The following is a 25,158-nucleotide window of genomic DNA, read 5'->3' on the forward strand; positions in this document are numbered from 1 at the left end:
AAAGCACAATAAAAAAGCCTCGTTTATTAAAAACGAGGCTTTTTTTATACAATAATTATTGTTGTTTTATTCTTTATCAAATAAAGCTTTGTGAATAAGTCCTCCTACAATAGCACCAGCTATAGGAGCAACCCAAAACAACCAAAGTTGAGCAGTAAATTCTGTACCTGCAAATAATGCTTGACTAGTAGAACGGGCAGGATTAACAGATGTATTAGTAATAGGAATACTAATTAAATGTATTAATGTTAAACCTAAACCAATAGCTATTGGTGCAAAACCTTTAGGCGCTCTATCATTAGTACTTCCTAAAATAATTAATAAGAAAAACATGGTTAATAAAAACTCTGCAATTAGTGCAGCAGTCATAGAATAACCATCTGGAGATAATTCACCATAACCATTAGCAGCAAACCCTCCAATAGTTGTAAAATCTGCCTTATTAGTTACAATTAAATACAAAGCACCAGCTGCAGCAATAGCCCCTATTAACTGTGCAACTATATAGCCTAGTAAATCTTTAGCTTCAAACTTACCCCCAGCCCAAAGCCCCAAAGATACTGCTGGATTAAAATGTCCTCCAGAAATATGACCAACAGCATAAGCCATTGTTAAAACAGTAAGACCAAACGCTAAAGCGACTCCTACAAATCCTATCCCTAACTCTGGAAAACCTGCTGCAAAAACGGCACTACCGCAACCTCCAAAAACAAGCCAAAATGTTCCAAAAAATTCTGCGAATAATTTTTTCATAAAATAAATAATTTAATTGGTTAGAATGTTAATTTACAAATAATTAACCATAAGACACATAAAAAATCAATTAGTCACGCAAATTTCTAGCATGTATCTTATTTTGCTTTTTACTAAAAGCATTATCTTTGTTTAAAATTTATAAACAAATGAAACTTCTTTTAATTACAATCGCTTTATTAGCTATAGGAATTGGTGGTATTGCTATTAAAATTTGGGCAAAAAAAGATGGCAAATTTGCTGGAACTTGTGCTAGTCAAAACCCTGTACTAAACCAAGAAGGAGAAGCTTGCGGTTTTTGTGGTAAAACACCAGATCAATTTAGTGATTGTAACAAACCTCAACACTCATAGCATTTTATGAGCATACTTGATTTTATTTTCTACAGCTTCTCTGTTGTAGTTTTTATTCAAGCCGTATTTTATTTTATTTTTTTTGGAAATTTTGCTTTTCTTAAACTTAGAAAAGAAAAACCAACTAACGCTCCAGTTTCAGTTATTATTTGTGCTAAAAACGAAGCTGAAAATTTAAAAAACTTTTTACCTTCTATAATTTCTCAAGATTATCCTGATTTTCAAATTGTTTTAATCAATGACTCTTCTAGCGATAACACTCTCCATGTTATGGAGCATTTTTCCGAACAGCACTCTAATATTAAAATTGTTGATGTAAAAAGCATTGAAGCCTTTTGGGGAAATAAAAAATATGCATTAACCCTTGGTATAAAAGCTTCAAAAAATGAGTTTCTTTTATTCACTGATGCCGATTGTAAACCTGTTTCGAAACATTGGATTAAAGAAATGAGCTCTCATTTTAATAATGAAAAAACAATTATTTTAGGCTACGGTGCTTATTCAAAAGTTAAAAACTCGTTCTTAAACAAACTCATTCGGTTTGAAACATTAATTACTGCTATTCAATATTTTTCTTTTGCAAAAATTGGTTTACCTTATATGGGAGTTGGAAGAAATCTAGCCTATACTAAGAAAGAGTTTTTTAATGCTAACGGTTTTATAAATCACATAAAAATTCTTTCTGGCGATGATGATTTATTTATAAACCAAGTAGCTACTAGAAAAAATACTGCTATAGCATTCTCTAAAGAAAGCTTTACAGAATCTAATCCTAAAACATCTTTTAAAAACTGGTTTAAACAAAAAAGGCGTCATGTTTCAACAGCTAAACATTACAAATCAAAGCACAAAATACTATTAACCTTATTATTTAGCTCTAATTTCTTGTTTTGGTTTTTATCTATATTTCTTTTCATTTCAAATTATAATTGGCAATTAATACTAGGCTTATTTTTATTCAGAATATTATTTCAATATATAATCATAGGATTTTCATCAAAAAAATTGAATGAAATAGATCTATTAATTTGGCTTCCTTTTTTAGAAATTTTTCTAATTATAACACAATTAACTATCTTTATAAACAATCTTATATCAAAACCTAATTTTTGGAAATAGAAGAAGCTATTAAACGTGCTAAAGCAAACGACCAAAAAGCATTTAATTTCCTATTAGATACTTATTGGGATGCTGTTTACGGATTTCAGTTAAAGCGCATTCAAAATGAAAATGATGCTGAAGATATAACCATTCAAACCTTTTCTAAAGCTTTTGATAAAATTGAAACTTTTGATGACAATTACAGGTTTAAGACATGGTTAATCACTATTTCTAAAAACATTCATATAGATTTAATGAGAAAAGAAAAAAATTCTATTTCTCAAGTTATTTCTAATGATGACAAATCGGTTTATCAAATTTTAGATGAATCTCCTTCGGCTGAAGATGAACTTATTACAGAACAGCATTTAGCTAAATTGCTACGTGATATAAAAAAGTTAAAACCACATTACCAAGAAGTAATTAATCTGCGTTATTTTCAAGAATTAAGTTATAAAGAGATTTCTTTTCAACTTAAGGAACCTATGAATAATGTAAAAGTAAAACTGCTTCGAGCTAAAAAACTGTTAGCTGAAATTATTCAGAAAAACTAAAATGCTTTCTAAACTCAAAAACCTTGGTCCAGGCTTATTATTTGCAGGTGCAGCCATTGGTGTATCACACTTAGTGCAATCTACTAGAGCTGGTGCCGATTTTGGTATGGGTTTACTTTGGGCATTACTTTTAGTAAATGTGTTCAAATATCCTTTTTTTCAATTTGGCACAAGATACGCTGCAGCTACTGGAAAAAGCTTATTAGATGGCTATAATAAATTAGGCAAAGGTGTTTTAGCAATCTATTTTATACTAAGTTTCGCTACCATGTTTACTATTCAAACAGCTGTAACTATTGTTACTGCAGGCATTGCTTTTTCATTGTTTGGCAATGCTTTAAGCATAGAAATATGGACTATTATTATTTTAGCAATATGTATATCAATCTTAATGTTTGGAAAATATAAATTACTAGATAAGTTAATGAAAGTAATTATTATAACACTTACAATAAGCACAATTATAGCAGTAGTTATTGCCTTAAACAAAAACAATGCTCCTATTTCATTTGAACAAATACTACCAAACAACAGTTTAGAAATTGCATTTTTAATTGCTTTTATGGGGTGGATGCCCGCTCCTTTAGATGTTTCTATTTGGCAATCTTTATGGACTGTAGAGAAAAATAAAAACACAACACAACCAAATACAAAATCTATATTATTTGATTTTAACATTGGCTATTTTAGCACTATCATACTAGGTGTTGGATTTTTAATGTTAGGCACTTTAGTTATGTTTAACAGCGGAGAAACATTTAGTAGTTCGGCTGGTGCTTTTTCTAGTCAACTAATAAACATGTATACAGCAAGCTTAGGTAATTGGGCGTATATTATTATTGGCATTGCAGCATTTACAACTATGTTTAGCACCACACTAACAACATTAGATGCATCTCCAAGAGCTATGGCAAAAGCCACACAATTATTATTTAAAAAATCCTCAAAATTTAATTATATTTTTTGGATTACTTTACTAGCTACAGGAACCATTTGCATCTTTTTATTTTTAGCATCAGAAATGGGACTTTTAATTAAAGTTGCTACTATTTTATCTTTCATAACAGCTCCTTTTTTTGCCATAATCAACTACGTACTAATTTCGAGTAAACACACGCCTAAAGAATGGCATCCTTCAAAAACACTTCATGTTTTAAGCTGGTTAGGCATTACATTTTTAATCGCTTTTAGTATTTGGTATCTTACCACTTTATAAAAAATTTAAAAGAATACTTTGTATCTTTGCTCCCTTATTATAACAGCATGAATAAAGACACCGCATCTAATATATTACCAGAACGTCAAGCTAAACCAAAATGGCTTCGAGTTAAGCTTCCAACTGGAAAAAAATACACAGAACTAAGAGGCTTGGTAGATAAGTACAAATTAAATACCATCTGCACTTCTGGTAGCTGTCCTAATATGGGAGAATGTTGGGGAGAAGGTACTGCAACCTTCATGATTTTAGGTAACGTTTGCACACGCTCTTGTGGGTTTTGTGGTGTAAAAACAGGACGCCCTGAAACTGTTGATTGGGATGAACCTGAAAAAGTTGGACGTTCAATTAAATTAATGAAAATTAAACACGCTGTATTAACAAGTGTTGATAGAGATGATTTAAAGGACATGGGAAGCATTATGTGGGCTGAAACTGTAAAAGCTGTTCGCCGAATGAATCCAGAAACAACCTTAGAAACTTTAATTCCAGATTTTCAAGGTATAGAACAACATATAGACAGAATTATAGATGTTGCTCCAGAAGTTGTATCTCATAATATTGAAACCGTACGCCGTTTAACTCGTGAGGTTCGAATTCAAGCACAGTACGACAGAAGCATGGGAGTTTTAAAATATTTAAAACAACAAGGTCAACGTCGTACAAAATCTGGTATTATGCTTGGACTAGGAGAAACTAGAGAAGAAGTTATTGAAACGCTTCATGATTTAAAAGCAAACAATGTAGACATAGTTACTATTGGTCAATACCTACAACCAAGTAAAAAACATTTACCAGTAAAGCATTTTGTAAGTCCAGATCAATTTAAAGAATATGAAAATATTGGTTTAGAATTAGGTTTTCGTCATGTAGAAAGTAGTGCCTTGGTGCGCTCATCTTACCATGCTCAAAAACACATCCATTAATCATGATTCGCATAGCAATAAATGGTTTTGGTAGAATAGGCAGGCGTGTATTTAGATTAGTTCAAGCCCATACAAACATTGAAGTTGTTGCCATAAATGATTTAGCCGATGCAAAAACTTTAAGTCATTTATTAAAATACGATAGTGTTCATGGAATTTTTAATGGAACTGTTACAAATAATGATGATGGCATTATTGTAAATGACAAAAAAATTCCTTTGTTAAATAAAAATCATCCTAAAGATATTAATTGGAAACTTTATGATGTTGATTTTGTAATTGAAGCTACAGGTAAATTTAAAACTGTTTCAGATTTACAAAACCATATTACAAATGGTGCAAAACAAGTTATTTTAAGTGTTCCTCCTTTAGAAGATGACATAAAAACTATTGTTTTAGGTGTAAACGAGCATAGTATAAATGGTACAGAGACTATTATTTCTAATGCATCATGCACCACTAATAATGCTGCACCAATGATTGACATCATTAATAAACTTTGCGGTATTAATCAGGCTTACATAACAACAGTACACTCTTATACTACCGATCAAAGTTTACACGATCAACCACATAGAGACTTACGTCGCTCAAGAGCTGCCAGTCAATCTATTGTTCCAACAACAACAGGAGCTGCAAAAGCACTTACAAAAATATTTCCTGAATTATCTGATGTTATAGGTGGTTGTGGTATTAGAGTGCCTGTAATTAATGGATCTTTAACAGATATTACTTTTAATGTAAAAAAGACTGTATCCATTGAAGATATTAACAGCGCCTTTAAAGAAGCCTCTCTAAAACAATATAAAGGTATTTTAGAATATACAGAAGATCCTATTGTCTCCATCGACATTGTTGGAAACACACATTCGTGTATATTTGATTCTGGTATGACTTCTGTTATAGGAAATATGGTAAAAATTATTGGTTGGTACGATAACGAAACAGGTTATTCTTCAAGAATTATTGACTTATTATGTAATTTATCGGAAAAAAAGTGTGTTTTATCGGTAAAATAATTATATTTGTCGGTAAGATTTAATGAAATGACCCAAATCAGAAACTACATATACATAGCAGTACTGTTATTTAGCCTCAGTATTTCTGCTCAAAAATCGATAGATAACGACCCAGAAATACTTAAAGGGAAGATTAACTTTCGAATAAAAGAAGCTCATTCTGCATTAGATAATTTTAATTATTTAGAAGCACAAAATAATATAAATGAAGCCTTCAAATTAGCCGAAAAACTAAACAACAAAAAAAGTTTAGGAATCATTCATACTATAAAAGCTAGATTACAGCTTCTTAATGATGAAAGTGATAATGCTATAACGTCACTTAATACGGCAATTGAAATCCAAAGAACTATAAAAGACGATGCTAATTTAGCAGATTCTTATAAAACTTTAGGAGAGGTTTATGTAAGTAAAAAAGACTACTCACAAGCAGCAGATTATTTTAAATCTGCAAGAAATTTATTTTTACAAGAAGATCTAGAGAAAAAATTATCAGAAACACTTCTTGAAGAAGGGAAAGCATATATGCTTTTAAAAAACTACAGAAAAGCAAGATCTGTAATTGATCAATCTTTAGCACTTGCTAAAAAAACAGAAGATTTAAAAACTCAAAGTAAAGCTCTTATAAAACAAGGCATTATTTATAGTAATTTAAATGATGACGAAAGAGCACTAAGTTATGCTAGCGAAGGATTAGAAATTGCTAAAAACAACAACTATGCTAGTGTACTAAATGAAGGATATTCAGTACTAAGTAATATTAATGAAAACATTAACAACTTCAAACAATCTAATGATTACTTAAAACTGCATATAAAACTATCTGATTCATTAAGAAGTCTAAAAACAGCTTATTCTTCAACAGATAGTGAAATACAGAACAAGCTAAACACTGAAATTGAAAAAAATAAAGAAAAGGATGAAATAATAAAAGAAGCTCAAGGAGACAAAAACCTAAACACGTTAACATCTATTTTAAGTGTTGCTTTAATTACTATATTATCACTTTTAACTTTATCGCTTTACAAGAATAATAACATCAGATTGAAAACCAATAATATGCTTCATAAAAAAAATGGAGAACTTATTATTGCTAAAGAAAAAGCAGAATTAGCATCAAAAACGAAAGCTAATTTCTTATCTACAGTTACTCACGAGTTACGTACACCTCTATATGCTGTAACAGGTTTAAGTAATATGTTGTTAGAAGAAAACCCAAAACCTGAACAAATTCAGCATTTAAAATCATTAAAATTTTCAGGCGATTACCTTTTAACCTTTATTAATGACATTCTTCAAATTAACAAAATTGAAGCTAATAAAGTTGAAATAGATCCAGAATCATTCAACTTAAAAAAGAAAATAAACAATATTATTCTTGCCTTAAATAATTCAGCAAACGATAATAATGTTAAACTTCATTTTGAATACGATAAAGATTTACCAGAAAACTTTATTGCCGATCAATTAAAAATTTCACAAATCTTAATTAACCTAATTGGTAACTCAATTAAGTTTACAAAAGACGGAGATATTTGGATAAGAATATATAAAATCGAGCAAGAAGGCAGCAAGTACACACTTCGATTTGAAATTGAAGATAACGGTATTGGTATTAGCCAAGAGAAGCAAGACAATATGTTTGAAAGCTTTTCTCAAGGTTCTATTCAAATTAACAGAAAATATGGAGGTACAGGTTTAGGTCTTTCTATTGTAAAAGGTTTAATAGACATTTTAAAAGGTAAGATTTACGTTAGAAGTGAATTAGAAAAAGGAACAACGTTCTATTTTGAAATACCTTTAGAATACACATCTGTTGAAGAAGCCAAAGAAAGGAAAGTAACATACTTTAGTGGAAATAAAGAGGATATCGATTTAACAACTGTTAAGATTTTAGTTGTTGAAGACAATAAAATAAATCAAATGATTACCAAAAAGATTCTTACTAAAATGAATCTTAAATGTGATATTATTGATAATGGTGAAGACGCTGTAGAAATGATAAAAGCCAACGACTACAACATTATATTAATGGATATTCACATGCCAGGAATTAGTGGAATGGAGGCAACCAAACGCGTTAGAGCTTTTGATAAAGAATTAACCATTTTTGCTTTAACAGCCGTAACCATTGAAGACAAAATGCACGAATTTGACGAAGCTGGCTTTACAGATATTATTCCTAAACCGTTTAAGCAAGAAGAGTTTGAGAAAAAACTTTACAATGCCTTAGCTGGTGATGCTAACAAGTCTGCCTAAGAATTTGCAAACGTTTTAATTAATGTATTAAATGCTGTGCTATCATCAATAACCGTAGTTATTGGTAAATAAAACAACTTAGCTTTTAAAGAGTCGTATTGTTTTAATCTCATAAAATCTTTTTCGGTAGTTACAATACGTGATTTTTTATTTAACACTGCAATATCTTCCTGAGAAAACTCATGATGATCTTTAAAATTTAAATGTTCAAACTTTAAGTTTTTATTATTTAAAAAATCAACTAAAGGGTTTGCATTTGCAATACCTGTTACCAAAGTAAAATCATTTAAATCTTCAACTTTAATACTGGAATCTAAAGAAAAAACCTCATTGGCATAAGCAATAGAACTAAAAAAAACATGCTGATGCGATTTTAGTTTTATCTGTTCAATAATTTTATTTTTTTCGTTCTCTGTTAATCCTATTGGACATTTAGTTACAACAATAATGTTTGCTCGCTTTGCACCACTTCTTGGTTCTCTTAAGTTTCCAGTTGGCAAAACAACATCATTAAAATACGGATTTCCGTAAGTAGTTAGCAAAATATTAAATCCTGCCTTTACTTTTCTATGCTGAAAAGCATCATCAAGTAAAATAACCTCTGGGGTATTATTACTTTGCAAAGTTTCAATACCATTTCGTCTATCAGAATCAACAGCAACTAAAATTTCTTTGTTGAATTTACTATAAAACTGAAATGGTTCATCTCCTATAGATTCAGCAGACGAAGATTCATTAGCCAATTGAAACCCTTTTGTTTTCCTTTTATAACCTCTACTTAAAGTTGCTACTTTATAATCGTCTTTAAGCAAAGTAATTAAATACTCAATCATAGGTGTTTTTCCTGTACCACCAACACTTAAATTCCCCACACAAATAACAGGAAAATTATAGGTAGTAGATTGTTTTAAACCTAAATCGTATAATTTATTTCGTAAACTTGTTACACCGTAATAAATAGGCATAATAGGAAAACATATTTTTCTAATTAACTTCACAATAACGAAATCGAAAATGATTATAAATACTAAGGCTCGAATATAATCAATATTTAAATCATTTAATATTACCCAAGACAGCTTAAAATAAAATTTTACTTGTGATAGTATAATATTTTATCTTTGATACAAACAAAATAACACATGATTGTTCAAGATATAATTAACCACCTAGAAGAACTCGCGCCATTATCGTACGCCGAAAGTTTTGATAATGTTGGTCTTTTAGTAGGTAATAAAAACACAAACGTTACAGGCGTACTCGTTACTTTAGATACACTTGAAGCCGTTGTAGACGAAGCCATAGAAAAAAACTGTAACCTAATAGTTAGCTTCCACCCTATTATTTTTAAAGGTTTAAAAAAACTAACAGGCAAAAATTATGTTGAGCGCGTCGTTATAAAAGCCATTAAACACGATATTGCTATTTACAGCATGCACACTGCTTTAGATAATGCTTTACTAGGTGTAAACGATATGATTTGCAATCAGCTAGAGCTAGTAAATAAACACATATTAATTCCGCAAAGCGAAAACATAAAAAAACTAACCACCTATGTTCCTAAGGATGAAGCCGAACAATTACGAGCTGCTTTATTCAATACAGGAGCAGGCAGTATTGGTAACTATAAAAATTGCAGTTTCAATGTAGAAGGTTACGGCACTTATAATGGCAACGAAAATTCTAATCCTACAAAAGGCGAAAAAGGAACAACACATCTTGAAGCCGAAACAAAAATATCCATCACCTTTCCCAAGCATTTAGAAAGTCAAGTTATTCAAACCTTATTTAAGTCGCATTCTTACGAAGAAGTGGCCTATGAAATTACGACTATAGAAAACAAAAACCAGAATATTGGCATGGGAATGATTGGCGAATTACCAACTCCTATGGACGAATTATCGTTTCTAAACCATTTAAAAACGAAAATGAATACACCATTCATTAGGCATTCTTCATTTCTTAACAAACCCATAAAGAAAATTGCCGTTTTAGGAGGCTCAGGAAGTTTTGCTATTCAAGCAGCTAAAGCATCTGGTGCTGATGTTTTTATAACTGCCGATTTAAAATATCACGACTTTTTTATGGCAGAAAACAGTATACTTTTGGCAGATATTGGACATTATGAAAGCGAACAGTTCACAAAAAACCTTTTAGTAGCGTATCTTACAAAAAAAATTACTAATTTTGCCATCATTTTATCAGAGACAAATACAAATCCTGTTAAGTATTTTTAAAGTATGGCTAAAAAGAAAGAAGCAACTGTAGAACAGCGTTTAAGAGCGCTTTACGATTTACAACTCATCGATTCTCGTATAGATGAAATTAGAAATGTACGTGGAGAACTTCCTTTAGAAGTTCGCGATTTAGAAGATGAAGTTGCCGGATTAAATATAAGATTAGATAAACTTGTTGCAAGTTTAGAGGTTACAGACAACGATATTATTGCTAAGAAAAACCAAATTGAAGAATCTAAGTCTTTAATTAAAAAGTATAGCGAGCAACAAAAAAATGTTAGAAATAACAGAGAATTTAATTCTTTAACAAAAGAAGTTGAATTTCAAGAACTTGAAATTGAATTAGCCGAAAAGCACATTAGAGAATTTAAAGCGCAAATAGAACAGAAAAAAGAAGTTATTTCTGGAACTAAAGATCGTTTAAAAGAGCGTGAAACACATTTAAAGCACAAAAAGAGTGAATTAAATGATATTCTTGCTGAAACTGAAAAAGAAGAGCAAGCTTTAATAGAAAAGTCTGAAGATTATAAAACTCAAATTGAAGAACGTTTAGTTGCAGCTTACAACCGTATTCGCAATAACGTAAAAAACGGTTTAGCAGTTGTGCCAATCGAAAGAGGAGCTTCTGGAGGATCTTTCTTTACTATTCCACCGCAAGTACAAGTAGAAATTGCTTCTCGCAAGAAAGTAATTACCGATGAGCATAGTGGACGTATTTTAGTTGATGCTGTTTTAGCTGAAGAACAAAAAGCAAAAATGGAAAAAATGTTTTCTAAACTATAATCCATTTTAAAACATAAAACTAAGAGCCTTCATTATATGGAGGCTTTTTTTATGCCTAATAATTTGGGCGTTTCCCTGTCGGGTCGGGCTTTCCGCTATATCTTTTTATTTTTGTCTTTCCTGCGGAGGCAGGAATCCAACATAAAAAGGATGCCGCATCAATCCCTAACGCGATTCAGTCCGCAGTAGTCAGTTCTCAGTCTACAGTCTAGTACCATCATAAAATTAGGCATCAATAAAAAACAAAAAAAACTCAGCAAAATATCAACACCCAATTTCCGACACAGTCGGAATCATCAATCTGCAGAAATAAAGAGAGTAGGAATGAAGACGCAAAGCGTAGCTTTAAGCGCGTAATTCCGAAGCGAATGGTGCTTTAGCAATTTCCTCAGATTGATTTGATTTTTTGGTTCGTTTAGCATCAAGGCAAAATGAACAAACATTTTTATTTAAGGTTTCATACATTTATACGTCTAAGAAAAGAAAAACAAAATACATGAAACGTATCATCCCATTTTTAGCATTAGCTCTATTCTTCAGTTGCCAAAACTCAGCACAAACAAATAAAAAACAAGAAGCCGTAATAAACGCAGAACCCGTTCAAGTACCTATTAAAAATGGAAAAGCAAAAGCCTATTTCGCTAGCGGATGCTTTTGGTGTGTAGAAGCTATTTTCGAAAGCGTAAAAGGCGTAGAAGAATCTATTTCTGGGTATTCTGGCGGACATACAAAAAACCCAACCTATGAGGCTAGTAATACCGGACGCACAGGACACGCAGAATCTGTAGAAATTATTTACGATCCAAAAGTAGTAAGTTTTGAAACCTTAGTCGATGTTTATTTTGCATCGCAAAATGTAACACAGGTCAACGGACAAGGCAATGATAGAGGGTCTCAATACCGTTCTATTATTTTCTACCAAAACGAGGCACAAAAACAAATCATTTTAAAAAAGAAAGCAGCCTTAGCTAAAAAACTGAATGCAAAAATAGCAGCAGAAGTCTATCCGTTTCAAAAATTTTGGAAAGCTGAATCTTATCACCAAAACTACGAAAGACTACACCCAAATAATAGTTATATAAAAAATGTTTCTATTCCAAGATTAAATAGGTTTAAAGCAAAAATGCCAGAAGTTTTAAAGGAAAATCATTAAATAATATTTAGGGTTTTACAAGAATTCATTCTCTTCTTAAAATTTTATTTTGTCAGAAATTTTAGCTAACTTCGTTTAACGTATGATATAAAACATAAAAACGATTTCATATCATACGTTAACAATAATTTCTGACTTCGTAAAAGAAATATTTTTCAAAAAGTAATAGCAGTTTGATAAATTTAGACCGCTATTACTAATCTACATTTTCTGACTATGCCAATTCTTTGACCTGATAATTTCCCGGAGTAAATTTGAATGTCTTCATTAATCTAGTCCATGTATTGATTTGAGAAATAGCTAAGGTTAGATAACAAATTTCCTCTTTGTTAAAATAAGGAATCAATTCATCAAAAACTATTTCTGGTAATGGGTCTCTACTTAATTTAGTAAGCACATCTGTTAAGCTGAGAACTGCCACTTCTTTTTCGGTAAAATATGGTGTCTCTTTCCAGACACATAAGGATGACAATCTTAAATCAGTTTCTCCAAGATGTTTAAGCTCCTTGTGATGCATATCTACACAATAGGCACAGCCATTTTTTTGCGCTACTCTTAATCTGATTAATTCGAGTAAATGTGTTTCTAATGAAGAGCTATTTATGTAGTCTTCAGTTGTCATTAAATTTTCGAACATTCCTTTTGGAATATCTCGATACGAAATTCGTTCCATAATATTTGTTTTTATAGTTAATAATTATTTTTGATGTTCTATGCTTTTACATTAATTCTTTGAAAGTTTAATTTTTTCTATAAATGGAATAACCTCTTTGTTAGTCATTCTTTTTGGAACCAATGGATCGTGAGATGGTAAATAAATTGTGGGATTAAATTTCGAAAAGGAGAGTATATTTTTAAGTGTATTTACACTTTCAATGGTCCCAATGCCATCTGGAATTTCATTTAACAAATTTTCTTGTGTATATGAAGTATCTCCCGCTAAAAAATAATTCAGTCCATCAACTTGTGCAATAACAGATATATGGTTTTCTACATGACCTGGCGTTGCAACTATCATTACTTTACCATCTTTAGTAATTGCCATACTCCTACTAAATGTAAAATAACGGTCGTTTGGTAAATCTACTAATGTAGGCTTTAGCCACTTTGGCCATCTATGAGGTAGATAACCAGCTAGTATGCCTTTTAATCCTGATGCACTCTTAAACTCATTCCTATCAATAATAATTTCTGAATTTGGAAAATGATGTAACCCTCCAGCATGATCCGTATGCATGTGTGTCATAATTACTTTTTTAACATCTTTTTCAGGATTGATTTCCAATTTTAATAACTGAGTACCAATTTCATCTTCAGGTTTAACATCAAAATCTACTGCTAAAGCATAATAAGGATGCCATTTAGGAAGATAGCCTTTAATACTTGTTTTATGAGTTTCTCCTGTATCTACAACAATGACGCCTTCTTCGTGTACAATAACCCAAGCATATATGGGGACCCAATCTGCCCATTTCTTTCCAAATAAAACATTAAGCATTTGCGGAGCATATCCTTTAGATTTACTTATTTGGTTTTCTTTAATTCTAACTTTTCCTGTTTGTATTTTAAATATTTTCATAATTTTAATATTTATGTACTATTATGGTTTTTTTAGTACTATTATGGTCAAAAAAATTATTCCCTTATTATTCCATTTAAAAATATATCGGTAGTTAACTCATAAATGTTTTGATTGTGGAGACCTAAAAATTCTTGATATTGCGTTTTTAAAGGCAATTCCATCAAATTCATATATACTGCAAGAACAACATTAATATTAATGTCATCTCTTATAATGCCTTCATCAACACCAATAACAAATAGTTTTCTATAGTAGTTGTTGATTCTTTCAATTCTTGTTTGTTGATAATAGTCCCAAATGTCTGGAGTGTTAACCTCTAAATCTTTCAAAAACTCTCCACTTACATTACTTAGAAGATTTTTAGTAAATTCAGATACTTCAATTAATTTTCTTTTAAAACTTAATTTATCATTATTTACTATTTCATCTAAAGCAGAATTAATATCAATATTTAATTGATCAATAACAGCTTTTACAAGTTCATCTTTAGAAGAAAAATGATTATAAAGACTACTTTTACTCGTCCTTAGTTCTTTAACAAGACTATCCATTGAAACTTTATAGAAGCCATTTTTTAAAAACTTTTTCTTTGCTATTCTTAGTATTCTCGTTCGAACATTCATAAATATATATGTACTGTTTTAGTTCTATTAGTACAAATCTAATAAAAAAAACCATAATTCCAAACTTTAAATAAAAAAAATACCGCCAACAACACATATAATTTATTGCTAGTTCTAGCCTACCTACGAAAATCCTCGCGGATTTTCTAGTTGGTTTTTATTTACTAAATTCAGTGCTTGAAACACGCAACAAATCATATATAAACACGTTAAACGAACACCTTCTAAAACTTAGTCGCCTTCAACTCAAAAATCAAAGGATACAATTTATCTTTTGTAACAAACATACCGTTTTCAGTTTCAACTAAATCTGGCAACACATTATACGGGCTTTCATCATATTCTTTTAAATACTCAATATGCAAACCCGCTTCGGTTAAAGCAGATACTACTTCTCCTAAACCATGATTCCAACCATATTCTTTACTCATCATTTTAGAGTCTTGGTTAGCATAAGTGCCTTCATATTCCTCATAAATAACTTCATCTTGCATATAACCATATGTCATAATAGGTTTACCTTTTAAATAATCAAACATCCAAACAATCGGATGAAATTCTGCCATGTAAAACGTACCGCCTTTTTTCAATCGTTCAGCAATCATTTTGCCCCAAGGTTTTAAATCGGGCAACCAACCAATAACACCATAACTCGTAAAAATAATATCAAAGGCCTCTTTTATAAACCGTGAAGTATCTAATACATTACAACAAACAAATTTAGCATCAAGTTGTAATTCTTTATTTAAATTCTGTGCCAATTTAATACCTTCATCACTCAAATCTACCCCAACACATTTCGCTCCCATTCTACTCCAACTTAACGTGTCTTGTCCAAAATGACATTGTAAATGCAATAACGATTTCCCTTTTACATCACCTAAAGCTTTCAATTCATAAGGCATTAAAGAGGTTTCCCCATTCTTAAAAGCTTCTAAATTATACATATCACTTTTAGCATGCACTTTCACCTTATGATTCCAAGTGGCTTTATTGGTTTCAAAATATTTTTTATTCGTATCCATCTTCAAGTTATATCTTTACTAAAATTCTAAATTATGAAAAATTTACTAGTCATTATCTGTTTAACAATTATCTGTCTTTCGTGCAAGCAAAAAAAAGAACAAACAATCGCTGAACCAGAAATTTCGGTGGCTCATAAAATAGCAAATGCGCATGGTTTTGAAACCTGGAAACAAGTGTCTGAAATTCAGTTTACCTTTTTCGGAAAAAGAAACTGGACATGGAAACCCAAAACAAACGACGTTACATTAATTACAGAAACAGACACCATAAATTACAACAGAAAAACACTTGATAGTCTTTCTCAAAAAGCCGACAAAAATTTTATAAACGATAAATTCTGGCTGTTAATTCCGTTTCAATTGGTTTGGGACAGTAACACAACCATTTCTAACCCTATTAAAACCAAAGCACCAATAAGTAAAACCGAGATGAATAAAATCACAGTAGTATATCCTAACGAAGGTGGCTACACACCAGGTGATGCTTACGATATTTTTTATGGCGATGATTATATTATTAAAGAATGGGCATTTAGAAGAGGCAACCAACCCGAAGCGGGACTTGTAAACACGTTTGAAAACTATCAAAATTTTAATGGTTTAAAAATAGCTTTAGAACATAAAAAAGAAGCAGGCGATTGGAATCTTAAATTATCTAATATAAAAGTGACTTTAAAGTAGTTTTGGCACGATGATTGAAATATAATTAATAGAAAAATTAATTATTTATAATGTAAGTTAAACATCTAACGTACGACTAAATATCGTATATAAAGTATATTAGAATTTTCCGCAATATGCGTCTATATATATTCAAAGCGCTTCAATCAATGGTTGAAGCGCTTTTTCTTTTTTTGGTTTTTTTACAGTTCATTTCTAAGTTAATAATTCCTATTTTTGTTAGAAACCTAAATTAATTCACTTTGCACAATTACAAACAAGGTCTTGATTACGCTAAAGAACAAGATCGAAATGACGCATTGTCTTCTTATAGAAATCAATTTCATATTCCGAAAGACAAACATGGAAACGATTTGATTTACATGACAGGTAATTCATTGGGATTACAACCAAAAACTACCAAAGCATACGTCAACCAAGAACTTGAAGATTGGGCTAATCTTGGTGTTGAAGGACATTTAGAAGCTAAAAATCCGTGGTTACCGTATCATGAGTTTTTAACCGAGAGTATGGCGAAAGTAGTTGGAGCAAAACCCATTGAAGTTGTAGTTATGAATACGCTTACTGCTAACTTACATTTTATGATGGTGTCGTTTTACAAGCCAACCAAAACACGCTATAAAATCCTTATTGAAAGTGATGCTTTTCCATCTGATAAATATGCGGTAGAATCGCAATTACGTCATCATGGATTTGATGATAAAGAAGGTGTTATTTTATGGGAACCTCGCAAAGGTGATGAATTATTAAACTACGACGATTTAGAAACTATTTTAGAAGCACAAGGTGATGAAATAGCACTTATTATGATTGGCGGCGTTAATTATTACACAGGCCAAAATTTCGATTTAAAACGCATTACCAAACTCGGACATAAACACGGATGTACCGTTGGCTTTGATTGCGCACATGGCGCTGGAAATGTCGCGTTGAATTTACACGATTCTGGAGCCGATTTTGCCGTTTGGTGTACTTATAAATATCTTAATTCGGGTCCAGGAAGTTTAGCTGGTTGCTTTATACACGAACGACATGCTTACAACAAAAACCTTAACCGATTTACAGGTTGGTGGAGCCACAACAAACAAACCCGTTTTAATATGCGAGATGAGTTTGACCAATTACCAGGTGCCGAAGGTTGGCAATTAAGTAATCCACCTATATTATCGATGGCTGCTATAAAAGCATCTTTAGATATGTTTAACGACGTTGGTTTTGAAAAATTAATAGAAAAATCTAGAAAACTAACAGCTTATTTTGAATTTCTGTTAAACCAATTGGGAGACGATGTTATTAGCATAATTACCCCCAACAACCCTGAAGAACGCGGTTGCCAACTATCTATTCAAGTAAAAAATGCCGATAAAACATTACATGATAAATTAACCGAAGCTGGCGTTATTAGCGATTGGCGAGAGCCCGATGTAATTCGTTGTGCCCCTGCTCCTCTTTATAATTCGTTTGAAGATGTGTATAGGTTGGTTGAAAAATTAAAAACCATTTTAAATGAATAGAATTATTTTAAATGAAAACCGAAATAATAATTGAACTTGAATTTCCGACGATAGTCGGAATCATCAAAATCAAAAAATAATGAACGAAGGAATGAAGATGCAAAGCGTAGCTTTAAGCACGTAATTCCGAAAGAGAATGATGCTTTAGCAATTTTCTAATTTTGATTTGATTTTTTGATTCGTTTTGTATCAAGACAAAATGAATAGAAACATAATAAGATTCCCGCCTTCGCGAGAATGAAAGAATAAAAATGAAAGAACAACAAAACATACTCATTATAGGCGCAGGACTTTGCGGAAGCCTACTCGCTTTACGTTTAGGACAACGTGGATACAACGTATCTGTTTACGAAATGCGCCCCGATTTACGTAAAGTAGATATTTCTGCTGGTCGTTCTATAAACTTAGCCTTTTCAAATCGTGGTAACAACGCTATGAAACTGGTTGGTATTGAAGATAAAGTAAAAGCACTTTGTATTCCTATGAACGGTCGCATGATTCATGATAGAGAAGGTAATACAGCCTTATCTAATTATAGTGGACGCGAGGATGAATATATTAATTCCATTTCTCGTGGCGACCTCAACGCATTACTTTTAGATGAAGCTGAAAAGCATGAAAACGTAACTATCCAGTATAATAAAAAATGTAAATCTGTTGATTTTGAAAAAACCACAGCTTTATTTAAAGATTATAATACAAAATCTGAGTTTGTAGAAGATGCCGATGTTATTATTGCTACAGACGGCGCTGGTTCTGCGATGCGCAAAAGCTATTATTTAGGCAAGAAATTCTTATTCAGTTTTTCGCAAAACTATTTAACACACGGTTATAAAGAACTTAGTATTTTACCAAATGAAAATGGCGATTATAAAACGTATAAAAACGCACTTCATATTTGGCCTCGTGGTTCTTTTATGCTCATTGCACTACCAAATTTAGACGGTAGCTTTACGGTAACACTCTTTTTAAGTTATGATGAAGGTGCATACAATTTTAATAACCTGACTGACGAAGCCATTGTGCTAGAATTTTTCCAAAAAGAATTTCCAGATGCTCTAGCTATCATGCCAAACCTTGTTGATGATTTCTTTAAAAACCCCACAGCCTCTTTAGGCACTATAAAATGTTCGCCTTGGCATTATAAAGGCAATACGCTTTTAATGGGAGACGCCGCTCATGCTATTGTGCCGTTTTACGGACAAGGTATGAATGCATCCTTTGAAGATGTTGTTGAGTTTGATAAGGCATTAGACCAAAACCTTGAAAGTTGGGAAGCTACATTTACCGCCTATGAGAAAGGTCGTAAAAAAGACACCGATGCCATTGCAGATTTAGCGATTGACAATTTTCATGAAATGAAAGACCACGTGGCTCATCCTATTTTTAAAGAAAAACGCAAGTTAGAAATGGCTTTAGAAAAAGCATTTCCTAATGACTATGCTTCAAAATATTCGTTAGTAACATTTAACGAAGCTATTGGTTACCGAGAAGCGATGCTTAAAGGAAGAGCACAAGACAAGGCTATTTTAAATCTGTTATCAGATAAATTAATAACTCTAGATGCTGATTTAAAAACAACTTTAGAAAAAATAAAACAAGAAACAAATGCTATTTTAGAAGACGATAGAATTGCTGGATTGAAATAATCTTGATGATTTTTTAACAACAAAATATCCGTTTTTTATTGTAATTTTATTGAATTGATGAACCCGCGTTAAGGATTGTAGTGGCATCCTTTTTGCGAAGCCATATAATTGAAATACACTTTAAAAACTAAAAGCTGTAGATCATGAGATCACGAACTAAATTCGAGATTGCTTCGCAAAAAGATATAACGGAAAGCCTGACCCGATAGGGAAACGCCCAAAACATATAACTATGAGTAAATTAGTATCGCCTTTAAATTTTAAAGCTTGGATTGAAGAAAACAGGCATCTTTTAAAGCCGCCAGTTGGTAACAAATGTGTTTGGAAGGATGGTGATTTTATTGTCATGGTTGTTGGTGGACCAAACAACAGAAAGGATTACCACTATAATGAAACGCCTGAGTTTTTTCATCAAATTGAAGGTGATATGGTTTTAAAAATCATGAATAATGGCGTGCCTGAAGATATACCTATAAAAGAAGGTGAAATTTATTTATTACCACCTAAAGTGCCGCATTCTCCGCAACGTGGCGCCAATACTGTTGGGCTAGTTATTGAATATCCGCGTTCTAAAAAAATGAAGGATGCTTTAGAATGGTACTGCGAAAATTGCAACAATTTATTATACAGAAAAAAGTTTAAACTTGGTAATATAGAAACCGATATGCCTAAAATTTTTGACAAGTTTTATAGCAGTGATAAAAAATGTACCTGCGACAAATGTGGTACTAAAATGGAAGCTCCAAACAAAATATAAATATTGTATTTTAAATATCTATGAAACGTAAACTCCGTATAAATGGTCATTCGCATTTGCTTCCTTATCCCGAGCAAATCCCTCAGTTCATGAAGGAAAAAGAAATATTTTGGGTTGATGATGAGCGTAAACACATGCTACAAAAAGGATGGAAAAGACCTGTAACGCATTCTAGTTTTTTTTTAGAAGAGAAGCTTGAGTGGATGGACAGAAATAAACTTGATCATGCTGTTGTTTTAAATTTATCGCAGTTGTACGGAAATGGTTTGCGTTTAGAGGAAATGAAAAAAGCATTGCGTTTTCAGAATGATTTTAATGCTAAAGTACAGCACGATCATCCTTCTAAATTTACTTGCGGTTTTGTGGTGCATCCTGGTTTTATTCATGGTGCTTTATATGAAATTGAACGCTGTGTTGAAGAGCTAGACATGAAAGTTTTATGTCTTCCTACGCATTTCATGGATTCTATTGGACAGTGGCGATCCGTTTTTGATAAGGAAAATGATGCTATTTTTGAATTGGCCAATAAGTATAAATTAGCGATTGAAATCCATCCGTATGATGGTGATAAAATGATAAATCTGGAAAATACCGCATGGCGTTTTCACCTTATTTGGATGTTAGCTCAATGTGGTGACGCCTATCATTTTTACACTTTAAATGGCATGCAAGAACGTTTTCCTAATATTAGAACCTGTTTTGCGCATGGCGGCCAACTAGCACAAATGAATTTAGGTAGACGTATTCAAGGTTTTGATGGCAGACCCGATTTATTTGAAGGCAAACATCACCCTAGAAAAGCTGTTGGCCATCCAAACATCTATTTTGATACTTTAGTACATGATACTGATTCTCTAAAACTAATGATAGACCGTCAAAGTAGTAACCAAGTTATTATGGGGCTAGATGATCCTTATCCGTTAGGCGAAATGGAAAGTGATGCGCAATCATCATACCCAGGCAAGTTATTAGACTTAGCGATTGAAAGGGATATTATTAACCAAAAACAGTATGATGACATTTGGGAAGATAATGTACTGCGTTGGCTATTTGGTGATGATAAAGTTGCTAAAGAAACACTAATTGATAAAATTTTAAGTTAATTGCATCCAACTTTTTATTTGATTTAAATAACTTCTTCCTGTAGTAATTTTTGTTTGCATTTTATTATTAAGTGTTATTACATACCTACTATTAAAATGTTTTTGAACTTCTATTACGCTATTCGTATTTATTATTACACCGCGATGAACTCGTAAAAAATGTTCTGGTAATTTTTGTTCTAAAGCTGAAATAGCAATTTCTAAAAGATAATTACCGCCTTTAGAGAAAATAGTAACATAATTATTATCCGATTGAAAATAAAAGACATCTTCTAGTTTTACAAAAATAAGTTTATCCTTTTTCTTTACCGTTATTGAAGTCATTTGCTTCTCCTTCTTTTCTTCTGATAATTCTTTTATAACTTTTAAAATATCATGATTAGATACATTTTTATTAAAAGACTTTAGCTTTTTAACCGTTTTCTCTAAACGTTCAAATTCTACAGGTTTTACTAGGTAATCAATACTATTAGTCTCAAATGCTTTAAGAGCATAATGTTCGTAAGCTGTACAAAAAACGACTATTGGCATAGTATCTATTTCTTGTAAAACATCAAACCCATTACGTTTTGGCATTTCTATATCTAAGAAAATAAGATCTGGCTTTAGCCTATTTATTTTCTCAATAGCTTCCGTTGCATTTTGCGCGACATCAATAACATGAAATGTTTCAGGGAATTCCAATAATAAATTTTGCAACCCTAATCTTGCTGGTGGCTCGTCGTCTATAATTATGGTTTTATATACCGTACTCATTTTGTATGCTTGTTAAGGTATTAAAATAGTTATTGCTTTTTCTGGTTCGTTCTGCCAATTTAAAGAAGCTTTATTACCATAAGTTAATTGTAATAAATCGTAAACTGTTTGCAAACCATGACCGCTTATTAAATCGTCAGGAAAATGTGGTCCATTATCTTTCACTTGTATTTCTATTCCGTTTGACACCTTTTTTATACTTAAAGAAACAACACCTCTTTCTTCAATTTGTGAAACTCCATGTTTAACGGCGTTTTCAACAAGAGGCTGAATAATGAATTTCGGAATTTCGTTAGCTTCTAACGTTTCATCAACATCAATTTTAAATGTTAACCGGTCTCCAAAACGTATTTGTTCAATCTCTAAATACGTTTTTACCATAGTAACCTCATCACTTACTTTATTCATTTTTTCACTATTACGGTTAATACTGTATTTAAACAGATGTGATAATGAGTGTGCCATTTTCTGTGTTTTCTTTGAATCTACAGATGCTAAACTTGCAATAGAATTTAAAGCATTATATAAAAAATGCGGATTTATTTGCGACTGTAACAATTGTACTTGTGCTTGCGCATTACGCTCTTTAAGTTGATTTAATTCGACGTCTTTTTGTTTTACTAAGTTTTCTGAAAAATTATCTAGATACAACAAAAGCCCTCTACCTACAGAAAAAGCAAACACTACTAATAAAAAAGGATTCAATTGAAACCACCTCGCATTATGATTATTTTCTAATAGATAAATAACAACTACTGGTGATAAACAAACGAAAAAAGTAAAACCAACTTTTAAAACCAATTGCATGGTAAAACTCATATTATTTTTAATAAAAAACCTATCAAAAAGCATTAAGAATAAAGCTATTATAGCTCCTACAATTACAAAAAGAATATGAATAGCTATATATTGTCGCCAATCTTCAAAACTACTAGGAACTGTTATATAAATGTAGAGTTTATACACATACAAAACAGTTATCATAATAAACAGAACTGATAAGAAATACGCTAAAAATTGATTTTTAATATTCTTTTTATAAAGTAGTCCAAATCCAATCCAAAATAATATTATTGCTAATGAAACACAAATCCAAATGGCTAATACTTTTGTTTTTGATTTGCCAAAATAATTACTAACAAAACGCCAAGGATATGTTTCATACATATATGATTTCATTGCTTTCATTGTATTTGAATCATATAACTTTTGTATAAAAAACTTATCTAAATCAGTAAAATCTTGATTCTCGAATGCCCCCATTCGTCCTTCATTCAAAATAGAAGATTCCGAATTTACAGTTCTTCTAGAATCTTTAAAAAAATTTGCAATTCCAATTAATCTTATAAACTCGAACTGAATCCTTTGCTTTCGTTCCAAATCATCCAAATCAGTAGAGAATCTAAAACCTACCTCTGGCTTATTATACCCAGAAACTGGTTTAGAACGTTCCATATATAAATATTGACTATCGTTATTTGTAACAACGGTATATTTCCCAATACCTTCTTTAAAGTAAAATGGAATAGTGAATCTTTTTAAATCCTCTATTTTATAACCATTTACTATACTTTCGTCGTTAGTTTTATAAATTAAATCTAATTCTGTATAATTTTTATAATATCCAATAAATTTATCTGGAATCAACCTCCTTAATTCTTGAAACAAATCATTAAAAACTAAACTATCTTTTTTTGTAGCATTATAGAGTTTAACTAGAATAGGGCCATTATACTTGTTAAAATCACTTTTATTACCATCTGTTTTTGAAAAAACACGTTCTCTAAAAAACTCCCATTTTTTATCCTTAGGTAAATCTGGATAATTACAACCAGGAAGTGGCACACCGGTACCATCATAGCTTACAACAAAAACAGGAATAGTTAAAACAATAAGAAGTAACAAAACAATTTTCTTCATGACAGTAAATTTAAGTATTTATAAGCCAAAGAAACTTTAATAAAAGAATTGGTAGAAATAATTTTATGCTAACTGCATATATACATTGTAAACTGCATTATTAAACAACAGAAGCGAATCTATTGTTATATTTGTTGTTTAATTATATAGCATGTACTTTTTACCAGAAGACTTAGACGATTATGTAGTAGCTCACTCTGAAGCAGAACCTGAGTTATTACAGCAACTAACCCGAGAAACTTACCAAAAAATATTGCAACCTATTATGCTTAGCGGCCCTTATCAAGGACGTGTACTAAGCATGATTTCTAAATTAAAAACACCTAAAACTATTTTAGAGCTTGGTACTTTTACTGGCTATGCGACGCTTTGTTTAGCGGAAGGTTTACAAAATGATGGCGAAATACATACGATTGATGTTAATGAAGAATTGGTAGATTTTCAGCGCAAATATTTTGATAAATCTGAATACGGCCATCAAATTCATCAGCATTTGGGTAGTGCTTTAGATGTTATTCCTAAGCTTGACAAAACGTTTGATTTAGTTTTTATTGATGCCGATAAGCCTAATTATGTAAATTATTTTCATGCCATTATCGATAAGTTAAATACAGGTGGCATTATTATATCAGACAATGTTTTGTGGCACGGAAAAGTTATTGAGGCTTTAGACCCTAAAGATAAATCGACTAAAGCTGTGTTAGACTATAATACGCTTTTAAAAGAAGACTCTAGAATTGAAACGGTATTACTCCCAATAAGAGATGGGTTAACGATTAGTAGAAAGTTATAATTTTCGTTTTACAGAGCCTGTAAATTCTTCTACTTCGTCTTTTACTTTATCTAGCTCTTTTTTAACATCGGAAACAATACTGGTATCTAGACCATTGTTATCGGCAGTCTTCGTGATTTCGTGCTTAATATCATTAGTTGCATCTTTAAGCGTACGCATACCTTTGCCTAAACCTCGAGCAATTTCAGGCAACTTATCGGCACCAAAAACCATAATAACAATAAATAGAATAAATGCTATTTCGGCACCACTAATAAATAAAAATGTAGTATGTAATTTCACGGTACAAATATAGTGAGATGATTTAATAGAATGAAGAAATATTATTCTCTTTAACAGTAATTTTCAAGAAGAGAATATTATAAAAGCAAAAAGCCAACTTAAAAAGTTGGCTTTTTGTT

At 31.4% G+C, this 25,158-nt stretch carries 25 protein-coding genes; 16 read left to right on the forward strand and 9 right to left on the reverse strand.

Going from position 1 to position 25,158, the window contains the following annotated elements; genetic code table 11:
* Positions 1-66: 66 nt before the first annotated feature.
* Positions 67-753, reverse strand: a complete 687-nt coding sequence (gene aqpZ, locus ACH5TX_RS08055) for an aquaporin Z (RefSeq protein WP_439339018.1) — start codon at positions 751-753, stop codon at positions 67-69.
* A gap of 149 nt (positions 754-902) precedes the next feature.
* On the opposite strand from aqpZ, the gene ACH5TX_RS08060 reads away from it, so the two are divergent.
* Genes ACH5TX_RS08060 through ACH5TX_RS08090 form a run of 7 tightly spaced genes read left to right on the forward strand, consistent with a single transcriptional unit; the run spans position 903 to position 8,181 of the window.
* Positions 903-1,106, forward strand: coding sequence for a membrane or secreted protein (locus ACH5TX_RS08060; protein ID WP_439339019.1), 204 nt, complete (start codon positions 903-905; stop codon positions 1,104-1,106).
* Positions 1,107-1,112: 6 nt separating this feature from the next.
* Positions 1,113-2,225 carry a glycosyltransferase gene (locus ACH5TX_RS08065; protein WP_439339020.1) on the forward strand — a complete coding sequence of 371 codons (1,113 nt, stop codon included), beginning with the start codon at positions 1,113-1,115 and terminating at the stop codon, positions 2,223-2,225.
* The gene (locus ACH5TX_RS08070; protein ID WP_439339021.1) at positions 2,216-2,761 is read left to right on the forward strand and encodes an RNA polymerase sigma factor; all 546 of its coding nucleotides are present in this window, start codon (positions 2,216-2,218) and stop codon (positions 2,759-2,761) included. The genes ACH5TX_RS08065 and ACH5TX_RS08070 overlap by 10 nt, the downstream gene beginning before the upstream one ends.
* A 1-nt stretch (position 2,762) precedes the next feature.
* On the forward strand, positions 2,763-3,977 hold the full coding sequence (locus ACH5TX_RS08075) for an Nramp family divalent metal transporter (protein WP_439339022.1): 1,215 nt from the start codon (positions 2,763-2,765) through the stop codon (positions 3,975-3,977).
* A gap of 47 nt (positions 3,978-4,024) precedes the next feature.
* A complete protein-coding gene (gene lipA / locus ACH5TX_RS08080; RefSeq protein WP_439339023.1) occupies positions 4,025-4,903 on the forward strand; it encodes a lipoyl synthase in 879 nt (292 codons plus the stop codon).
* A 2-nt stretch (positions 4,904-4,905) separates the two neighbouring features.
* Positions 4,906-5,922: a type I glyceraldehyde-3-phosphate dehydrogenase gene (gap, locus tag ACH5TX_RS08085; RefSeq protein WP_439339024.1), complete on the forward strand. Its 1,017-nt coding sequence runs from the start codon at positions 4,906-4,908 to the stop codon at positions 5,920-5,922.
* A gap of 27 nt (positions 5,923-5,949) precedes the next feature.
* Entirely contained in the window at positions 5,950-8,181 is a 2,232-nt protein-coding gene (locus ACH5TX_RS08090; protein ID WP_439339025.1) for an ATP-binding protein, read from the forward strand.
* Here ACH5TX_RS08090 and lpxK read toward each other — a convergent pair.
* A complete protein-coding gene (gene lpxK, locus ACH5TX_RS08095) occupies positions 8,178-9,146 on the reverse strand; it encodes a tetraacyldisaccharide 4'-kinase (protein ID WP_439339026.1) in 969 nt (322 codons plus the stop codon). The two genes, ACH5TX_RS08090 and lpxK, sit on opposite strands and share 4 nt — an antisense overlap.
* A 177-nt stretch (positions 9,147-9,323) precedes the next feature.
* Here lpxK and ACH5TX_RS08100 point away from each other — a divergent pair, with 177 nt between their 5' ends.
* The 3 genes from ACH5TX_RS08100 (at position 9,324) to msrA (ending at position 12,354) form a co-directional block, all read left to right on the forward strand.
* A complete protein-coding gene (locus ACH5TX_RS08100) occupies positions 9,324-10,418 on the forward strand; it encodes a Nif3-like dinuclear metal center hexameric protein (RefSeq protein WP_439339027.1) in 1,095 nt (364 codons plus the stop codon).
* Between the two features lie 3 nt (positions 10,419-10,421).
* On the forward strand, positions 10,422-11,201 hold the full coding sequence (locus ACH5TX_RS08105) for a zinc ribbon domain-containing protein (protein ID WP_439337003.1): 780 nt from the start codon (positions 10,422-10,424) through the stop codon (positions 11,199-11,201).
* Positions 11,202-11,697: 496 nt separating this feature from the next.
* Positions 11,698-12,354: a peptide-methionine (S)-S-oxide reductase MsrA gene (gene msrA, locus ACH5TX_RS08110; protein ID WP_439339028.1), complete on the forward strand. Its 657-nt coding sequence runs from the start codon at positions 11,698-11,700 to the stop codon at positions 12,352-12,354.
* Between the two features lie 214 nt (positions 12,355-12,568).
* Here the strand turns inward: msrA and ACH5TX_RS08115 are convergent, their stop codons facing one another.
* The 4 genes from ACH5TX_RS08115 to ACH5TX_RS08130 form a co-directional block, all read right to left on the reverse strand.
* Positions 12,569-13,027, reverse strand: coding sequence for a carboxymuconolactone decarboxylase family protein (locus ACH5TX_RS08115; protein WP_439339029.1), 459 nt, complete (start codon positions 13,025-13,027; stop codon positions 12,569-12,571).
* A 51-nt stretch (positions 13,028-13,078) separates the two neighbouring features.
* On the reverse strand, positions 13,079-13,933 hold the full coding sequence (locus tag ACH5TX_RS08120; RefSeq protein WP_439339030.1) for an N-acyl homoserine lactonase family protein: 855 nt from the start codon (positions 13,931-13,933) through the stop codon (positions 13,079-13,081).
* Positions 13,934-13,989: 56 nt separating this feature from the next.
* Entirely contained in the window at positions 13,990-14,559 is a 570-nt protein-coding gene (locus ACH5TX_RS08125; RefSeq protein ID WP_439339031.1) for a TetR/AcrR family transcriptional regulator, read from the reverse strand.
* Between the two features lie 224 nt (positions 14,560-14,783).
* Complete coding sequence (locus tag ACH5TX_RS08130; RefSeq protein WP_439339032.1) at positions 14,784-15,584, reverse strand: class I SAM-dependent methyltransferase; 801 nt, start codon at positions 15,582-15,584, stop codon at positions 14,784-14,786.
* Between the two features lie 33 nt (positions 15,585-15,617).
* Between ACH5TX_RS08130 and ACH5TX_RS08135 the strand changes: the two genes are divergently transcribed.
* From ACH5TX_RS08135 to ACH5TX_RS08155, 5 genes are all read left to right on the forward strand, one after another.
* The gene (locus ACH5TX_RS08135) at positions 15,618-16,265 is read left to right on the forward strand and encodes a hypothetical protein (RefSeq protein ID WP_439339033.1); all 648 of its coding nucleotides are present in this window, start codon (positions 15,618-15,620) and stop codon (positions 16,263-16,265) included.
* A gap of 242 nt (positions 16,266-16,507) precedes the next feature.
* On the forward strand, positions 16,508-17,779 hold the full coding sequence (kynU, locus tag ACH5TX_RS08140) for a kynureninase (protein ID WP_439339034.1): 1,272 nt from the start codon (positions 16,508-16,510) through the stop codon (positions 17,777-17,779).
* A gap of 251 nt (positions 17,780-18,030) precedes the next feature.
* Complete coding sequence (locus tag ACH5TX_RS08145; protein WP_439339035.1) at positions 18,031-19,428, forward strand: FAD-dependent oxidoreductase; 1,398 nt, start codon at positions 18,031-18,033, stop codon at positions 19,426-19,428.
* Positions 19,429-19,660: 232 nt separating this feature from the next.
* Complete coding sequence (locus tag ACH5TX_RS08150; RefSeq protein WP_439339036.1) at positions 19,661-20,185, forward strand: 3-hydroxyanthranilate 3,4-dioxygenase; 525 nt, start codon at positions 19,661-19,663, stop codon at positions 20,183-20,185.
* Between the two features lie 20 nt (positions 20,186-20,205).
* Positions 20,206-21,288 (forward strand): amidohydrolase family protein, encoded by a 1,083-nt coding sequence (locus ACH5TX_RS08155; RefSeq protein WP_439339037.1) that lies wholly within the window; start codon positions 20,206-20,208, stop codon positions 21,286-21,288.
* Here the strand turns inward: ACH5TX_RS08155 and ACH5TX_RS08160 are convergent.
* Together ACH5TX_RS08160 and ACH5TX_RS08165 are read right to left on the reverse strand one after the other, a co-directional pair.
* Positions 21,280-22,044 carry a LytR/AlgR family response regulator transcription factor gene (locus ACH5TX_RS08160; RefSeq protein ID WP_439339038.1) on the reverse strand — a complete coding sequence of 255 codons (765 nt, stop codon included), beginning with the start codon at positions 22,042-22,044 and terminating at the stop codon, positions 21,280-21,282. The two genes, ACH5TX_RS08155 and ACH5TX_RS08160, sit on opposite strands and share 9 nt — an antisense overlap.
* Positions 22,045-22,056: 12 nt before the next feature.
* Complete coding sequence (locus ACH5TX_RS08165) at positions 22,057-23,964, reverse strand: sensor histidine kinase (RefSeq protein ID WP_439339039.1); 1,908 nt, start codon at positions 23,962-23,964, stop codon at positions 22,057-22,059.
* 151 nt (positions 23,965-24,115) lie between these two features.
* Between ACH5TX_RS08165 and ACH5TX_RS08170 the strand changes: the two genes are divergently transcribed.
* The gene (locus ACH5TX_RS08170; protein ID WP_439339040.1) at positions 24,116-24,757 is read left to right on the forward strand and encodes an O-methyltransferase; all 642 of its coding nucleotides are present in this window, start codon (positions 24,116-24,118) and stop codon (positions 24,755-24,757) included.
* On the opposite strand, the gene ACH5TX_RS08175 is transcribed toward ACH5TX_RS08170, so the two are convergent.
* On the reverse strand, positions 24,752-25,039 hold the full coding sequence (locus ACH5TX_RS08175) for a Sec-independent protein translocase subunit TatA/TatB (protein WP_439339041.1): 288 nt from the start codon (positions 25,037-25,039) through the stop codon (positions 24,752-24,754). The two genes, ACH5TX_RS08170 and ACH5TX_RS08175, sit on opposite strands and share 6 nt — an antisense overlap.
* Between the last annotated feature and the right edge of the window lie 119 nt (positions 25,040-25,158).

Source organism: Thalassobellus citreus (assembly GCF_044385915.1).
Taxonomy (GTDB): domain Bacteria; phylum Bacteroidota; class Bacteroidia; order Flavobacteriales; family Flavobacteriaceae; genus Thalassobellus; species Thalassobellus citreus.

Excerpts from the sequence above, each read along its gene's own strand:
- ACH5TX_RS08130 (WP_439339032.1), bottom strand. The coding sequence starts at position 15,584 with ATGGATACGAATAAAAAATATTTTGAAACCAATAAAGCCACTTGGAAT.
- ACH5TX_RS08105 (WP_439337003.1), top strand. The coding sequence starts at position 10,422 with ATGGCTAAAAAGAAAGAAGCAACTGTAGAACAGCGTTTAAGAGCGCTT.
- ACH5TX_RS08135 (WP_439339033.1), top strand. The coding sequence starts at position 15,618 with ATGAAAAATTTACTAGTCATTATCTGTTTAACAATTATCTGTCTTTCG.
- lipA (WP_439339023.1), top strand. The coding sequence starts at position 4,025 with ATGAATAAAGACACCGCATCTAATATATTACCAGAACGTCAAGCTAAA.
- ACH5TX_RS08120 (WP_439339030.1), bottom strand. The coding sequence starts at position 13,933 with ATGAAAATATTTAAAATACAAACAGGAAAAGTTAGAATTAAAGAAAAC.
- ACH5TX_RS08165 (WP_439339039.1), bottom strand. The coding sequence starts at position 23,964 with ATGAAGAAAATTGTTTTGTTACTTCTTATTGTTTTAACTATTCCTGTT.
- lpxK (WP_439339026.1), bottom strand. The coding sequence starts at position 9,146 with ATGCCTATTTATTACGGTGTAACAAGTTTACGAAATAAATTATACGAT.
- aqpZ (WP_439339018.1), bottom strand. The coding sequence starts at position 753 with ATGAAAAAATTATTCGCAGAATTTTTTGGAACATTTTGGCTTGTTTTT.
- ACH5TX_RS08160 (WP_439339038.1), bottom strand. The coding sequence starts at position 22,044 with ATGAGTACGGTATATAAAACCATAATTATAGACGACGAGCCACCAGCA.
- ACH5TX_RS08150 (WP_439339036.1), top strand. The coding sequence starts at position 19,661 with ATGAGTAAATTAGTATCGCCTTTAAATTTTAAAGCTTGGATTGAAGAA.
- gap (WP_439339024.1), top strand. The coding sequence starts at position 4,906 with ATGATTCGCATAGCAATAAATGGTTTTGGTAGAATAGGCAGGCGTGTA.
- ACH5TX_RS08100 (WP_439339027.1), top strand. The coding sequence starts at position 9,324 with ATGATTGTTCAAGATATAATTAACCACCTAGAAGAACTCGCGCCATTA.
- msrA (WP_439339028.1), top strand. The coding sequence starts at position 11,698 with ATGAAACGTATCATCCCATTTTTAGCATTAGCTCTATTCTTCAGTTGC.
- ACH5TX_RS08155 (WP_439339037.1), top strand. The coding sequence starts at position 20,206 with ATGAAACGTAAACTCCGTATAAATGGTCATTCGCATTTGCTTCCTTAT.
- ACH5TX_RS08170 (WP_439339040.1), top strand. The coding sequence starts at position 24,116 with ATGTACTTTTTACCAGAAGACTTAGACGATTATGTAGTAGCTCACTCT.
- ACH5TX_RS08125 (WP_439339031.1), bottom strand. The coding sequence starts at position 14,559 with ATGAATGTTCGAACGAGAATACTAAGAATAGCAAAGAAAAAGTTTTTA.
- ACH5TX_RS08075 (WP_439339022.1), top strand. The coding sequence starts at position 2,763 with ATGCTTTCTAAACTCAAAAACCTTGGTCCAGGCTTATTATTTGCAGGT.
- ACH5TX_RS08145 (WP_439339035.1), top strand. The coding sequence starts at position 18,031 with ATGAAAGAACAACAAAACATACTCATTATAGGCGCAGGACTTTGCGGA.
- ACH5TX_RS08115 (WP_439339029.1), bottom strand. The coding sequence starts at position 13,027 with ATGGAACGAATTTCGTATCGAGATATTCCAAAAGGAATGTTCGAAAAT.
- ACH5TX_RS08065 (WP_439339020.1), top strand. The coding sequence starts at position 1,113 with ATGAGCATACTTGATTTTATTTTCTACAGCTTCTCTGTTGTAGTTTTT.
- ACH5TX_RS08060 (WP_439339019.1), top strand. The coding sequence starts at position 903 with ATGAAACTTCTTTTAATTACAATCGCTTTATTAGCTATAGGAATTGGT.
- ACH5TX_RS08090 (WP_439339025.1), top strand. The coding sequence starts at position 5,950 with ATGACCCAAATCAGAAACTACATATACATAGCAGTACTGTTATTTAGC.